The 13,845-nt window shown below is 71.3% G+C and carries 17 protein-coding genes; 8 read left to right on the top strand and 9 right to left on the bottom strand.

Features of this window, described 5'->3' with window-relative positions:
* Window positions 1-5 precede the first annotated feature (5 nt).
* Window positions 6-263, bottom strand: a complete 258-nt coding sequence (locus ACTWJ9_RS10225) for a WhiB family transcriptional regulator (protein ID WP_030219886.1) — start codon at window positions 261-263, stop codon at window positions 6-8.
* A 319-nt stretch (window positions 264-582) separates the two neighbouring features.
* On the bottom strand, window positions 583-1,551 hold the full coding sequence (locus ACTWJ9_RS10220; RefSeq protein ID WP_279333923.1) for a diacylglycerol/lipid kinase family protein: 969 nt from the start codon (window positions 1,549-1,551) through the stop codon (window positions 583-585).
* 127 nt (window positions 1,552-1,678) lie between these two features.
* Here ACTWJ9_RS10220 and ACTWJ9_RS10215 point away from each other — a divergent pair, with 127 nt between their 5' ends.
* Window positions 1,679-2,119, top strand: a complete 441-nt coding sequence (locus ACTWJ9_RS10215; RefSeq protein ID WP_279333922.1) for a hypothetical protein — start codon at window positions 1,679-1,681, stop codon at window positions 2,117-2,119.
* A gap of 109 nt (window positions 2,120-2,228) precedes the next feature.
* Here ACTWJ9_RS10215 and ACTWJ9_RS10210 read toward each other — a convergent pair whose 3' ends face one another.
* From ACTWJ9_RS10210 to ACTWJ9_RS10190, 5 genes are all read right to left on the bottom strand, one after another.
* The gene (locus ACTWJ9_RS10210; protein ID WP_279333921.1) at window positions 2,229-3,365 is read right to left on the bottom strand and encodes an RNA polymerase sigma factor SigF; all 1,137 of its coding nucleotides are present in this window, start codon (window positions 3,363-3,365) and stop codon (window positions 2,229-2,231) included.
* A 17-nt stretch (window positions 3,366-3,382) separates the two neighbouring features.
* The gene (locus ACTWJ9_RS10205) at window positions 3,383-3,796 is read right to left on the bottom strand and encodes an anti-sigma regulatory factor (protein ID WP_030784224.1); all 414 of its coding nucleotides are present in this window, start codon (window positions 3,794-3,796) and stop codon (window positions 3,383-3,385) included.
* 344 nt (window positions 3,797-4,140) lie between these two features.
* Complete coding sequence (locus ACTWJ9_RS10200; protein ID WP_443295873.1) at window positions 4,141-5,016, bottom strand: 1-aminocyclopropane-1-carboxylate deaminase/D-cysteine desulfhydrase; 876 nt, start codon at window positions 5,014-5,016, stop codon at window positions 4,141-4,143.
* A gap of 207 nt (window positions 5,017-5,223) precedes the next feature.
* Window positions 5,224-5,706, bottom strand: coding sequence for a DUF6010 family protein (locus ACTWJ9_RS10195; protein WP_279333920.1), 483 nt, complete (start codon window positions 5,704-5,706; stop codon window positions 5,224-5,226).
* 152 nt (window positions 5,707-5,858) lie between these two features.
* Window positions 5,859-6,449, bottom strand: a complete 591-nt coding sequence (locus tag ACTWJ9_RS10190) for an N-acetylmuramoyl-L-alanine amidase (protein WP_279333919.1) — start codon at window positions 6,447-6,449, stop codon at window positions 5,859-5,861.
* Window positions 6,450-6,743: 294 nt separating this feature from the next.
* On the opposite strand from ACTWJ9_RS10190, the gene ACTWJ9_RS10185 reads away from it, so the two are divergent.
* From ACTWJ9_RS10185 to ACTWJ9_RS10165, 5 genes are all read left to right on the top strand, one after another.
* Complete coding sequence (locus tag ACTWJ9_RS10185) at window positions 6,744-8,150, top strand: family 2B encapsulin nanocompartment shell protein (RefSeq protein WP_279333918.1); 1,407 nt, start codon at window positions 6,744-6,746, stop codon at window positions 8,148-8,150.
* A 143-nt stretch (window positions 8,151-8,293) separates the two neighbouring features.
* Window positions 8,294-9,358 (top strand): family 2 encapsulin nanocompartment cargo protein polyprenyl transferase, encoded by a 1,065-nt coding sequence (locus ACTWJ9_RS10180; protein ID WP_384205276.1) that lies wholly within the window; start codon window positions 8,294-8,296, stop codon window positions 9,356-9,358.
* Window positions 9,359-9,509: 151 nt separating this feature from the next.
* Window positions 9,510-10,145: a GNAT family N-acetyltransferase gene (locus ACTWJ9_RS10175; RefSeq protein ID WP_279333916.1), complete on the top strand. Its 636-nt coding sequence runs from the start codon at window positions 9,510-9,512 to the stop codon at window positions 10,143-10,145.
* Between the two features lie 133 nt (window positions 10,146-10,278).
* Window positions 10,279-10,860, top strand: a complete 582-nt coding sequence (locus ACTWJ9_RS10170; protein ID WP_443295605.1) for a hypothetical protein — start codon at window positions 10,279-10,281, stop codon at window positions 10,858-10,860.
* Between the two features lie 101 nt (window positions 10,861-10,961).
* Window positions 10,962-11,201, top strand: coding sequence for a hypothetical protein (locus tag ACTWJ9_RS10165; protein WP_443295604.1), 240 nt, complete (start codon window positions 10,962-10,964; stop codon window positions 11,199-11,201).
* 175 nt (window positions 11,202-11,376) lie between these two features.
* Here the strand turns inward: ACTWJ9_RS10165 and sodN are convergent, their stop codons facing one another.
* Entirely contained in the window at window positions 11,377-11,772 is a 396-nt protein-coding gene (gene sodN, locus ACTWJ9_RS10160; protein ID WP_030928916.1) for a superoxide dismutase, Ni, read from the bottom strand.
* Between the two features lie 145 nt (window positions 11,773-11,917).
* On the opposite strand from sodN, the gene sodX reads away from it, so the two are divergent.
* Window positions 11,918-12,352 carry a nickel-type superoxide dismutase maturation protease gene (gene sodX, locus ACTWJ9_RS10155; protein ID WP_279333914.1) on the top strand — a complete coding sequence of 145 codons (435 nt, stop codon included), beginning with the start codon at window positions 11,918-11,920 and terminating at the stop codon, window positions 12,350-12,352.
* Here sodX and ACTWJ9_RS10150 read toward each other — a convergent pair.
* On the bottom strand, window positions 12,235-12,885 hold the full coding sequence (locus ACTWJ9_RS10150; RefSeq protein WP_279333913.1) for a CGNR zinc finger domain-containing protein: 651 nt from the start codon (window positions 12,883-12,885) through the stop codon (window positions 12,235-12,237). The two genes, sodX and ACTWJ9_RS10150, sit on opposite strands and share 118 nt — an antisense overlap.
* A gap of 100 nt (window positions 12,886-12,985) precedes the next feature.
* Here ACTWJ9_RS10150 and ACTWJ9_RS10145 point away from each other — a divergent pair, with 100 nt between their 5' ends.
* Complete coding sequence (locus tag ACTWJ9_RS10145) at window positions 12,986-13,756, top strand: class I SAM-dependent methyltransferase (protein WP_388702739.1); 771 nt, start codon at window positions 12,986-12,988, stop codon at window positions 13,754-13,756.
* The last annotated feature ends 89 nt before the right edge of the window (window positions 13,757-13,845 follow it).

Raw genomic sequence — 13,845 nt, 5'->3', positions numbered from 1 at the left:
GGTTGTCAGGCGGATGCCTGACGGGCCCGGTTGCGGGCGGCGCGGCGCTTCATTGCGCGGCGCTCGTCCTCGCTGAGACCACCCCAGACGCCGCTGTCCTGACCGGACTCGAGTGCCCACTGAAGGCAGCTCTCGATGACCGGGCAGCGACGGCAGACGGCCTTGGCTTCCTCGATCTGCAGCAGCGCAGGACCGGTGTTGCCGATGGGGAAGAAGAGCTCGGGGTCTTCCTCGCGGCAAACGGCGTTGTGACGCCAGTCCATGGCTGCTACCTCTCCTTGGTGTGAACTACACGATGGCTTGTGAATGTGAACGCTTTCACGAATCCCCCAACAAGTGAAGGGCCGAGCGCCAGGTTCGCTGGCGTGGTCCTTGGATTGAAGGGGGGTTCCGGCGGTTCGTGGAGGCCGATGCTGCGGGCCGTCCCGATCGCCATGTAGAGACTCGCAAACCTCGGCGGCGGATACAACCCCTTCCGGAAAGTTTTTTTTGATTCATCGGTGTCGACTAGGTCACAGCCGTACTTCCATGGGGTGGATCCTGGCCTAAACGTTCGAGTGAAAGGACTTTAGCCTTTTCCGCTCACACAATCACACGCAGTGCACGGCGAACGCCTGTGAACGTCACGCTGGTACGCAGTCCGAGGTGGTCACCGTCCATCTGGAGGGGCAGTGGAACCTTCGAATGCAAGGTGAACTGGGTCAGATCGTGTCCGGCGACCACATGCCTGCCCCGGGGTCCGCGCTCGGGGGACGAAGTGAGCAACTGGGTGCCATACCGGGCAACGGCGGCGGTGGACAACCGCTTCAGACCGAAGATGTCGAGGCCGGTATCGAACGAGGCCTTAGGTGACGCGTAGATCGGGCGATTGCCGAGAAACGTCCACGGGGAGGCGTTCGACACTATGGAGAGCAGCAGATCGGTGACCGGTTCCTCGCCCGGCTGCTCCAGCGTTATCACTCCGTGCCGGCGGCGCGGCTCGCCGAGCAGTTGGCGCACCACCTGACGCATGTACAGCGCGTGAGTGGACTTCTTGCCCCGCTCACGGTGCTGTTCCACCCGGCCGACCACCCCGGCGTCGAAGCCCAGCCCCGCGTTGAACGTGAACCAGCGGGGCGGCACACCCTCGTCGTCCGTCCCCGGCGTGCCCGACGTCAGGCCCAGACCCACGGTGCGCTCACGGCTCTCGCGCAGCGCGTCCAGCAGGACGCCGGTGGCCTCCACGGGCTGGTTGGGCAGGCCCAGGGCACGGGCGAAGACATTGGTGGAGCCGCCGGGGACCACGGCGAGGCCGGGCAGGTGCTCCGGGTCGGGGCCGTTGTGCAGCAGGCCGTTGACGACCTCGTTGACCGTGCCGTCACCGCCGAGGGCCACCACCAGATCGATGTCGTCGCTCTCCGCGGCCTGCCGGCCCAGGTCCCGCGCGTGACCCCGGTACTCCGTGGTCACCGCTTCCAGTTTCATCTCACTGGCGAGCGCGTGGATCAGCACGTCACGCGTACGCGCACTCGTGGTGGTTGCCGCCGGATTGACCACGAGAAGTGCACGCATGGGGTGCAGGGTACCTACTGGGTGGTACCGGAGCCCAGGCCGAGGGGTGATCGGGAACGGATGCGGGTGGCACCGGGGCGCGCACCTCGGCACGGGGGCGTGGACGGGCGAGGGCTACCCTTCAGGGGTGAGCAGCGAGCAGACCCCCACCACTCCGGACGCCGCGGGCCCCCGCCCGCGCCGACTGACGTACGCCGCGGGGCTCACCGCCCTGGAGGGGCTGGGCCTGCTGGCCGGCGGGGTCTGGATGCTGGTCCGCGGGCTCACCGGCCAGCCGGACGACCGACAGCAGGCCGTCACCGGCGGACTCACGCTGGTGCTGCTCGCACTGCTGCCGCTGCTCGCCGCGCGCGGGCTGCTCGGCCGCAAGGGCTGGAGCCGCGGCCCGGCCGTCATCACCCAGCTCCTGGCGCTGCCGGTGGCCTACAACCTGCTGCAGTCCGACAGTGTGGCCATCCCGGCGGGGATCGTGCTCGCGGTGGTGGCCGTGACGGCCCTGGTGCTGCTGCTCAACCCCGAGACGACCCGGGCCCTCGGCATCCGGGGACCCGGAAGCGCCGAGAAGTAGCTCCCCGCCTCCCGAGCCGCCGTTGCCGTCCGGGCGCCGCTGCTGTTCGCTCCCGCCGTGCGGCGGCTCGTTCCACCGCGGGGCGGCTCACTCCTCGCTCACTCCTCGTTCACTCTTCCACGAGCAGCTTCTCGCGCAGCTGCGCCAGCGTGCGGGCCAGCAGCCGGGAGACGTGCATCTGCGAGATGCCGACCTCCTGGGCGATCTGCGACTGGGTCATGTTGCCGAAGAAGCGCAGCAGCAGGATCCGCTTCTCGCGCGGCGGCAGATCCTCCAGCAGCGGCTTGAGCGACTCCCGGTACTCCACGCCCTCCAGCGCCTCGTCCTCGGCGCCGAGGGTGTCGGCGACCGCCGGGGACTCGTCGTCGGTGTCGGGGACGTCCAGGGACAGCGTGGAGTACGCGTTGGCGGACTCCAGGCCCTCCAGGACCTCCTCCTCCGAGATCGCCAGCCTCTCGGCGAGCTCGTGCACCGTGGGGGACCGGCCGTGCAGTTGCGAGAGCTCGGCGGTGGCAGTCGTCAGCGACAGGCGCAGCTCCTGCAGCCGGCGCGGCACGCGCACCGCCCAGCCCTTGTCGCGGAAGTGCCGCTTGATCTCGCCGACGACCGTCGGGGTCGCGTACGTCGAGAACTCCACGCCGCGATCCGGGTCGAAGCGGTCGACCGACTTGATCAGACCGATGGTGGCGACCTGGGTCAGGTCGTCCAGCGGTTCCCCGCGGTTGCGGAAACGGCGCGCGAGGTGCTCGACGAGCGGCAGATGCATGCGGACCAGCCGGTTGCGCAGCTCCGCGTACTCGGGACTGCCGTCCGGCAGGGTGCGCAGCTCGAGGAACAAGGCGCGTGCCCCGCTGCGGTCCTGCGGGTCGCGCTGCGCGCCGTGCGTCACCGGGGTGTGCCGGACGCCCTGTGCGCTCGGCGTCCGCGGCACCTCGCTCTCGGCGTGTCGCTCGTGCTCGTTCATCGTCCCGCCCGTCGCCCTTCCCCGAGCGCTCGCCTCGTCCCCCGCCGTCGGCCTCGCCCGTGCCGGGGCTTCCTGGTGTCCGGGGGAGGCCCCGGGCCGCCGCCCGGCCTCGGGCGTACTCCGTGCGGCACCGCCGGACTGCCCGCCGCCCGGCGGGCCGGCCTGAGCGGAGTCGTCCTCCGGATGGGGCCGGGCCTGTTCCGGGATGGCGTCGATGCCGTCGATACCGCCCGGCATCCGCTCGGCAGGCAGCCCCCGTGTGCCGCGTTCTTCGTCCCGCACCGGCCCGTCCTCGTTCCTCACGCCGGCCCGGGTCCCGCGCCGCGCTGTTTGTAGAGGCTGATCGAAACGGTTTTGTCGTCGTCCACGGCGGAGGAGACCTTGCCCGCGAGAGCGGACAGGACGGTCCACGCGAAGGTGTCACGCGCGGGAGCGTGACCGTCCGTGGTCGGCGCCGAGACCGTGACCTCGAGCGAGTCGTCGACGAGGCGGAAGACACAACTGAGCACCGAACCCGGCACGGCCTGCTGAAGCAGGATCGCGCAGGCCTCGTCGACCGCGATGCGCAGGTCCTCGATCTCGTCGAGGGTGAAGTCCAACCGGGCCGCGAGACCGGCCGTGGCCGTACGCAGCACCGACAGATAGGCACCTGCGGCCGGCAGCCGGACTTCCACGAAGTCCTGGGTCGCGGGCTCGCCTGCGATCTGGGACACCCTCACCTCCAAGGTGGTACAAGCGTTACAGGACCGGGGCCGCCCCGGGCAACGCGATACGTGGTTCAGCGGTGACGCTACCGCGCTCCCGACGGTCCTGTCCCCGGGACCCCGACCCATGCTGTCACTCATAGTAAAGCCACGGATACGCTCCGTGGCTAGGGGTCTGCGGGCCCGAAAGGGAAGAGCGCGCGCCGGATTGACGTACCCAGACGTCACACGGTCGAACCGTCCGTTGCCGGAGTCCTCTCGTGTCACACCGGGACGTGCTCGACGAGATGCTGGAACCAGTCTGCCACCGTGCTCCTGTAGTCACGTGCTCACGTGCTCACGTGCTCACGTGCTCACGGGAAGGGGCGGCCGGTGACGACCGCCGCGACCGTGCTCCCGCGTGGGAACGCGTTCTCCTCGGCCAGGGAGACAAGGGCGTAAAGCAACTTGGCGACATAGACACGTTCCACGGGTACGCCGTGGCGTTGCTCGAAGTCCGCGGCGAACTCCTCGAGCGCCGGGGCGGTCCGGGCGTAACCGCCGAAGTGGAAGCGGTCGTCCAGGCTCCAGTCGCCGCGCGGACCGCCGAACGCCTCGGCCTGAAGGGCACCTACGTCCGTGGCCAGAAAGCCGCCCTTCAGTACCGGAACGCCCAGCGCGCGAGTGCCGGAGCCGAATCCGGCGGCCAGCCCGGCGAGCGTCCCGCCGGTGCCGCAGGCCACCGCGACGACGTCCGCCCGGCCGGCCAGCTCCTCGCCGAGTGCCCGGCAACCGCGCACGGCCAGAGGGTTGCTGCCGCCCTCGGGGACGACGTACGCGTCCTCGGCGCCCGCCGCGCGCAGCACGGCCGCCAGGGTGTCGGACGCGGTCTTGCGACGGTAGGTCGCCCGGTCGACGAAGTGCAGCCGCATGCCGTCGGCCGCGCACCGGGCCAGCGAGGGGTTGAGGGGGCGGTCGGCGAGCTCCTGGCCTCGCACCACGCCGACCGTGCGCAGACCGAGCAGCCGGCCGGCGGCGGCGGTGGCCCGCAGGTGGTTGGAGTACGCGCCGCCGAAGGTGAGCACGGTCCGGCCGGCTGCCGCCGCGAGGTTCGGCGCGAGTTTGCGCCACTTGTTCCCGATCAGTTCCGGGTGGATCAGGTCGTCCCGTTTCAGCAGCAGCCGGACCCCGCGCCGCTCGAACCGCTCGTCCACGATGTCCTGCGCCGGCGAGGGCAGGCGGGGGCGCAGGGCCGTGAGGTCCGTGCGGGCAGCGCGGTCGGCGGAAGGGGCGGCGGATGCGGGGTCGGGGGTGTCCGGGCTGGTCACCGGGCCATTGTCGCCCGGCGGGGGGAGTTGAGCGCCGGGTGGGGCGGGCGCCGGCCGTCGGGAGCGAGCATGGCTGAATCTCGCCGCCGCCGGTCGCCCCGCGGGCGAACGCGTGGCCGACTCTCTTCGTCAGTTCGAACTACCGCTCGGGGTCGGCTCCCCGGTGCCGGGGAGCCCGGCGGCCTCCGCGGGGGCGGGTTCTGTGCTGTCGTGGCGGTGGCCGCGGCCCCGGTGGCGGACGAGGTCGATCAGGGACGGGCCTCCCCACAGGCACCACAGGGCGATCACCGGATCGCAGATCGCGCAGCCCAGCGACGAGGTGGGGGCGAACGGGATGATGGGGTTGCCCTCGAGGTGGTGGACGACGTCCCACGCGGTGTGCAGCAGCCAGCCGACGCCGATGAACGTCCAGGAGTCCAGGCCGCGGAACGCGACATAGGTGATCAGCGCCGTGAAGGCGAACTCCCAGCCGCCCAGGCCGCCCCCGCTGAGGTAGGCGGCGCCCGCGCCGGCGACCATGACGGCGTTCAGCCGCCGCCGGTGCGGCTCGCGGACGAGGGACATCAGCAGGGCGTAGAGAACACCGATGCCGACGGGGACGACGTACTGCATGGCGGGGCCTTTTCCTGGGTGGGTCCGGGGTCGCCCACCACGCTAGAAGCGGGTCTCCCGCGTCCCCAGGGGGCCGGGCGCCAGCTTCCGACGGATTGTCGCCAGGCCCGGCCCGGTGCCCCGTACACCCGCGTACGCCCCAGGACGCCGCGTCACTTCAGCCGGTCACGGATGCGCGTCCGCATCGACGCCATCGTGAACCCGCGCGGATCCACCTTTCCGGGCTGCCACTCCCGGTGGCCGATCACCGATCGTTCGTTCCACCCGTGGCGGCGGCAGACTGCGGCGGCGGCCCTCTCGATGGCTTCCAGCTGCACCGCGGGCCAGGGGTCGTCCCCGTCGCCCAGGTTCTCGCACTCGAAGCCGTAGAAGTGCCGGTTGCCGTCGGTGTTCTGCTCGTTGTCGGCGGGGAGCGCCCTCTCCGCGATCACGGCGCGCAGCACGTCGTCGTCGCCCAGGCCCGCGTGGTTGGCCCTGCCGTAGCCGACGAGGTGGACCCGGCCGTCCTTGGTGATGACGCCGTGGCACAGCGGCCCCGGCAGGCCCGCGTAGCCCTCGCGGCACAGCTCGACGGTCCGGGCGCTGCCCCGGGTGGCCGTGTGATGGATCATCACGCCGTGGACCGGGCCCCAGGGGCCCTTGTGATTGCGGTTGTGATCGCGCCAGTCGCCGACCTCGACGACCTTGAGACCCTCCGCTTTCAGAGCACTCAGGAACGCGCTCGCGGACATGGGTGGGGCCATGGCCGCCCTCCTTCTCGCACCGTGACGGCCGCCGGTCGCGGCCACCTCGTACCGGTGCTTGTACCTGAACGGAGCGAGCGCAACCCATCGCCCGGACCCCGTGCGAGTCGATCCGGACAATGTCCGGTCGCCGGGCCGCCGCTGGACGGAACCCCCATGAATGCCCATGGAATTGAAGATCCATTCCCGCTCATTCGGGTAATACCGCAGCCACGTTCCGTGAGGAAGGCTCTGTCGCGGAGACCGACGCCCGGCACGGATGGGCGCCGGTCACAACTGGGAGGGCAATTCCTTATGTCGGTAGGCGAAGAGGTCCGCACGGAGCAGACCCGGCAGCAGCAGAGCCTCGGCACGGCGGCGGCGCGGAACCTGGCCACCACCACCAAGTCCGTACCGCAGATGCAGGAGATCAGCTCGCGCTGGCTGCTGCGCATGCTGCCCTGGACGGACGTGCAGGGTGGTACGTACCGGGTGAACCGACGGTTGACGTACGCCGTCGGGGACGGGCGGGTGACCTTCGTGAAGACCGGTGACCGCGTCGAGGTGATCCCGGCGGAGCTGGGCGAGCTGCCGGCCCTGCGGTCGTACGAGGACGAGGAAGTGCTCGCGGAGCTGGCCTCCCGCTGCAGGCAGCGGGAGATCGGGGCCGGCCAGGTGATCACTTCGTTCGGCAGCCCGGCCGACGAGGTGTTCCTGCTGGCCCACGGCAGGGTCGAGAAGGTCGGCACCGGCCCCTACGGCGGTGACGAGTCCCTCGGAATCCTCGCCGACGGCGCCTACTTCGGCGACCAGGCGCTCCTGGACGAGGGCGCCATCTGGGAGTACACCACCCGCACCCTGACCGCCTGCACCGTGCTCGTCCTGCCGCGTGACGCCGTCGAGCAGGTCGCCGAGCGGTCCGAGACACTGCGCGGTCACCTCCAGGAGCAGCGCTCCGTCCCGAACCGGCCCGCCAACAAGTACGGCGAGCGGGAGATCGATCTCGCGGCCGGCCACAGCGGGGAACCGGACATCCCGCACACCTTCGTCGACTACGAGGCCAGGCCCCGCGAGTACGAACTGAGCGTCGCCCAGACCGTGCTGCGCATCCACACGCGCGTGGCCGACCTCTACAACCAGCCCATGAACCAGACGGAGCAGCAGATCAGGCTGACCGTCGAGGCGTTGAAGGAACGCCAGGAGCACGAACTCATCAACAACCGGGGCTTCGGCCTGCTGCACAACTGCGAGTACGACCAGCGGCTCCAGCCGCACGACGGCGTACCCGCCCCCGACGACCTGGACGAACTGCTCAGCAGGCGACGCGGGACCAAGCTGCTCCTCGCCCACCCGCGCGCGATCTCCGCGTTCGGCCGTGAGCTCAACAAGCGCGGACTCGTCCCCGAGACCATCGACATGGCCGGCAACCGCATCCCCACCTGGCGGGGGGTGCCCATCTTCCCGTGCAACAAGATCCCGGTGACGGAGGAGCGTACGACCTCCATCATCGCGCTGCGTACGGGCGAGGAGGAGCAGGGCGTCATCGGACTGCGGGCGTCCGGCCTCCCCGACGAGATCGAGCCGAGCCTGTCCGTGCGTTTCATGGGCGTCAACGAACAGGCCATCATCAAGTACCTGGTCACGGCCTACTACTCGGCTGCCGTCCTGGTGCCGGACGCGCTCGGCGTCCTGGAGAACGTCGAGATCGGTCGCTGGCGGTGACCATCCGCGATCTTTCGGCGCGTACGCCGTGTCCCCGCCCACCCGGGCGGGTACACCCTGGGGGTACGCGCGTGACGCCGGCGGAAGTACCACCTCCGCTCCTCCTCAGAGACGGGTCCAGGGGTGAGTCCATGACGGAATCGATGACCGAGCCGAAGACGGAGAGCGAGTACCGACCCGCCGAGTGTCACGAGGCGACGATCCTGCTGGAGCGGGCGCGGGCCGAGGTCGTCCCCGTGCTGCGGGCCGCCATCGGCTCGATGCCCGGCCCGCTGCGCCGGATCGGTCTCTACCACTTCGGCTGGGAGAACGCGGACGGCACCCCGGCCACGGGTGGGTCCGGCAAGGCCATCCGCCCCGCACTGGTGCTCGCCGCGGCCTCCGCCCTCGGCGGGCCCGCGGCCCGGGCGGCGGCGTTACGGGCAGCCGCCGCGGTGGAACTGGTCCACAACTTCACGTTGCTGCACGACGACGTGATGGACCGGGACACCACCCGGCGCCACCGGCCCACCGTTTGGACCGTGTTCGGTGACGACGACGCGATCCTCGCCGGAGACGCCCTCCAGGCGCTCGCCCTGCGGCTGCTCGCCGAGGACCCGCACCCCGCGTCCCGGGCCGCGGTGGCCCGGCTGGCGGACTGCGTCGTCGAACTGTGCGCCGGACAGCAGGCGGACACGGCCATGGAGCGGCGCGACCCCGGCGAGGTCACCCTCGAGGAGACCCTCGCCATGGCCGAGGCCAAGACGGGCGCGCTGCTCGGCTGCGCCTGCGCACTCGGCGCGCTGTACGCGGGTGCCGCGGCGGCGGACGTGGCGGCACTGGACGCGTTCGGCCGCGAGTCGGGACTGGCCTTCCAGCTCATCGACGACGTGATCGGCATATGGGGCGACCCCCGGCACACCGGCAAGCCCGCCGGCGCGGATCTGGCAGCCCGCAAGAAGTCCCTGCCGGTGGTCGCCGCGCTCACCTCCGGCACCCCGGCCGCGTCCGAACTCGCCGGACTGTACGGGGCTCCGCACGCGGACGAGGAGGACCTGGAGTACATCGCCCTGACCGTGGAACGGGCGGGCGGCCGCGACTGGGCGCAGGCCCAGGCGGCCGACCGCATGGCTCGGGTGATGCAGGAACTCGCTCGCGCGGTGCCCGACCCGGAGGCGGCGGGCGGCCTGCTGGCCCTCGCCGAGTTCGTGACCCGGCGCACCGCGTAGACCGCCCGGTGGGTCCCGCACTTCCCCACGGTGTGCGGGACCCACCGCGCATGCGGCGTGGCCGGGGGAGATGTCGGCAAGCATCGGCCGCCGCCCTCCCGTTAGGCTCAACACCCGTATGGTCGGCGAGAGTTGAGGCGAAGGGGCGGACATGGGCGTGGCGATCCGGACGGCGGGGGACGGAGACCGGGAACTACTGGTCCGGCTTCTGGACGAGGCGTTCCAGGACGACCCGGTGAGCAGCTGGGTCTTCCCCGGCGAGGAGTACCGCCGTACGACGCACCACAGGCTGATGGCCGCCTTCACCGACCTCGTGCTCGCCGAGGGACGCGTCGACGTCACGGAGGACGGCTCGGCCTGCGCGCTGTGGCTGTCGGTGCCGGCGGCCGAGCACGGTGACGGGACACCCGAGGACGACGAGGGGCCGGCCCAGGTGCGCCGTGCCGTCGACCCGGAGAACGATCGGGTGGAGATGATCGGCCGGCTGACGGCGGGCATCCACCCCTCAGGGCGGGCCCACGCGTACCTGTGGATGATCGGCGTGACGCCCGCCCGGCAGGGCGAGGGACTCGGCACCGCGCTCATCGGCTCGGTTCTCGACCGCTGCGACCGGGAGGGGGTGCCGGCCTATCTGGAGGCGAGCAGCGTCCGCAGCCGCGTGCTGTACGAACGCCTCGGCTTCGCCCCGGCCGGCGAGCCCCTGCTCCTCCCGGACGGCCCCCACATGTGGCCGATGTGGCGCGAACCTCGCACTCGTGCGGCCGGCCCGTCCTTCGACCACGCCTGACCGCCCCGCTTCTCCCTTTTTCCGCCTCCCTTCCCGAGCCAGGGACGTTCGGCCCTGGTCACCGGTCCGTGCCCCGGCTTCACTGGCCAGGGACCGGGCCGGGCACCGGAGGCCGAGGACTGTCAGGGGCGAGATGAGTACAACGACGCGTGACGACGGGGCGGGACACGACGGAGGGGCGGTCGGGGAGATCGTGCTGGTCGGGCACGCCGATCTCACCCCGCGCACGCTCGAGCTGGTGGAGTGCGAGCTGCGGCAGCGTCTGGAGGAACGCTGCGCGCCGGGAGCGGCCATGGTGCGGTGCGGGGCGGGAGCGCCGCTGGCGTTCGGCCGCGCGGCGCGTGCGTCGGGCCGCCGCCTGATCGCCGTCATCCCCACGGACAACGGAATTCCCGCCATGCCGCCCAGGCGCGACCGGATGGCCGCCGGTGAGCTGCTGAACCTCGCCGACCAGGCGCGGCTGCTGGAGTACGACCCGTACCACCGTGATTCCTGTGTCGGTGCGGACGAGCGGATGGTCGCCTCCGGCGGCCTCCTCCTGGCGGTCTGGGACGGGTCGCCGTCCAACGGCCGCGACGCCACCGCGCATCTGGTGACGTACGCCCGCGCCCGGGGCATCCCGGTCGAGATCGTCTGGCCCGCGGGCGCCGAACGCGAGGCCGTGCCTGCTGTGCCTGCTGTGCCGGCTGCCGGGTCGGTGCGGACTTCGCGGTGACGGAGTGCGCGCTCGAGTCGGTGCGCGCGTTCCGGAACGGCGTGCCGGTGCGGACGCACAGCAGGAAGCGCGGAACCGCCGACGGACCTACCCTGGGGGACATGGGCAGCAATGATCCGGTCTGTCCCGCCTGCGGACAGCCAGTGGAGATGGTCGTCCGGCGCCACAAGACGCTGGGCGCATGGGTCCCGACCTGGGTCCACGGACCGTGCGGCAACCGGGAGTGCGAGCGGTGCCCGGACCACGACGCCGTCGCCGGCCCTCCCACCGGCCCCCTCCGGACCGAGCCCGCCGAGAACACGGACCCCACCCCGGAACCAGGCCCGCGCTCGACGCCCTGACCCGCGCCCGCGGCTGCCCGCCGAGCGGCGCGAAGACGACCGCCTCCGGCCCGTCCCGCCGGCTGAAGACGACCGCACCCGGCCGTCAGAGCGCCGGGATGGCGGTCTGACGGCCGGGTGCGGGTAGAGGACCGGGCGGCTGAGAACAGCGCTGGTCAACAGGCATGATCGAAGATCAGGCCTTCTTCGTCTCCCAGAAGATCTTGTCGATCTGGGCGATGTAGTCCAGCGCCTTCTGGCCGGTGGCCGGGTCGGTCGAGCCCTTGGCGGCCGACAGGGCCTTCAGGGCGTCGTTGACCAACTGGTGCAGCTCCGGGTACTTCTCGAAGTGCGGGGGCTTGAAGTAGTCGCTCCACAGCACGGAGACGTGGTGCTTCGCCAGCTCGGCGCGCTGCTCCTTGATGACGGTGGCGCGGGCCTGGAAGTGCGGGTCGTCGTTGCCGGCCATCTTTTCCTGGACGGCCTTCACCGACTCGGCCTCGATGCGGGCCTGGGCAGGGTCGTACACGCCGCAGGGCAGGTCGCAGTGGGCGCTGACCTTGACCTTGGGGGCAAACAGGCGGGAAAGCATGGAGCAATCCTTCCTCGTGATCGTCTTCTCACAGGGGACATTACTCCGTGGAGGAGTGGATTTGGCGAGTGCCCCCGGGGGCCTAGGACAAAAGTCGGGGGACAGACTGAGACTGGTGGAGGAAGAACCGGGGAGGTGCCGGGTGATGCCGGAGCTGTCGCAGGACGCCGAACGGGCGGGGGCGCCGCTGCCCTTCGGGGTGGCCGAGGTGACGGGGCCGTCCATGGTGCCCACGCTGCACCACGGGGACCGGCTCCTGGTGCATTACGGGGCCCGGATCAAGCCGGGCCACGTGGTGGTGCTGCGGCACCCGTTCCAGCAGGACCTGCTCGTGGTGAAGCGGGCCGCCGAACGGCGCGAGGGCGGCTGGTGGGTGCGGGGGGACAACACGTACGCCGGCGGTGACAGCACCGATTACGGGGTGGTGCCCGACGATCTGGTGCTCGGCCGGGTCCGTCTGCGCTACCGGCCGCGCAGACCGGGCCGCCGGTCGCCGACGGCGCTGGCGGGCTGGGCGCTGTCGGCGGTGCGGCCGGTGTTCTCCGCCCGCTCGGCCTCCAGGCGTTTGCGGGCACGGTAGGCGGCCACGTTGGCCCGGGTGGCGCAGCGGTCGGAACAGTAGCGCCGGGAGCGGTTGGTCGAGGTGTCGAGGTAGGCGTTGCGGCAGGGCGGAGCCTCGCACAGGCCGAGGCGGTCCACGCCGTACTCGGTGAGGTGGAAGGCGAGGCCCATCGCGGCGATGGCGGCGTAGCCGGCGGTCGCGTTGGACGGATGGTCGGCCAGGTGCATGTGCCACAGCGGCCGGCCGTCGTCGTCACGGACGTCGTGTCCGGAGATCTGCGGGCTCACCGGGAACTCCAGCAGCAGCGAGTTCAGCAGGTCGACGGAGAGGGTCTCGTCGCCGCCGTCCGCCGCCTCGAAGACCGCGCGCAGCCGGGCCCGGACCGAGCGGAACCGGGTCACGTCCGCGTCGGTCGCGCGCCGCGCCGCGGACTGGTTGGCACCGAACAGGGCACGCACGGCCTCCACCGAGGTCAGGGTGTCCTTGCCCCGGGCCGGTTCCTCGGTGTTGACGAGACGCACGGCGTAATCCGAGTAATAGGCCAGTTCCACTTGTAGTCCTTACGTGGTGGCTTTATGGTCGTGTCAGCGGTCGGGTAACAGGCGATCGCGCTTACAGGGTATTACGTGATGCGGGTGAAGGAGCGGATTCATGACGGACGCGGGCACCGGGACCACCACCGCCGACTGGGCTGCCTGGCAGGAGAGCTGGGACCGGCAGCAGGAGTGGTACATGCCCGACCGCGAGGAGCGGCTGCGGGTCATGCTCGACATGGTGGAGGCCGTCGTCGGCAGCTCCCCGCGCGTGCTGGACCTCGCGTGCGGCACGGGAACCATCACGGCCCGCCTGCTCGCCCGGTTCCCGGACGCCACCAGCACCGGCGTCGACCTGGACCCGGCGCTGCTCACCATCGCCGAGGGCACCTTCGCGGGCGACCCGCGGGTCACCTTCGTGACGGCCGACCTGAAGGACCCCCACTGGCCGGCGGGGCTTCCCCACGACTCCTACGACGCCGTGCTGACCGCGACCGCCCTCCACTGGCTGCACAACGAACCCCTCGCGGATCTCTACGGACAGGTCGCCGGCCTCGTTCGTGACGGCGGTGTCTTCATGAACGCGGACCGCATGATCGACGAGACGACCCCCGGCATCAACGCGGCCGAGCGCGCCCTGCGCCACGCGGGCATGGACCGGGCCAAACGGGACGGCGTCCTCGACTGGGCCGAATGGTGGCAGCTCGCCGCCGAGGACCCCGTCCTCGCCGAGCCCACCGCCCGCCGCTTCGAGATCTACGGCGAACACGCCGACGGCGACATGCCGTCTGCGGCGTGGCACGCGCGCGTGCTGCGCGAGAAGGGGTTCGCCGAGGCCCGCCCGGTGTGGTGCTCCCCCTCGGACACCCTGCTGCTGGCGCTCAGGTGAGCCACGCGGATCCATGGCGAAGGGGCGGCACGGATCTCCGTGCCGCCCCTTCGCCATGGGCCGTCGCCCCGTGCGTACCGTGCGCGGTG

The sequence above is a fragment of the Streptomyces sp. GDS52 genome (assembly GCF_052246875.1).
Classification (GTDB): domain Bacteria; phylum Actinomycetota; class Actinomycetes; order Streptomycetales; family Streptomycetaceae; genus Streptomyces; species Streptomyces cathayae.
Note: the sequence above shows the minus strand (reverse complement) of the source record. Positions and strands in the feature narration are given on the sequence as shown.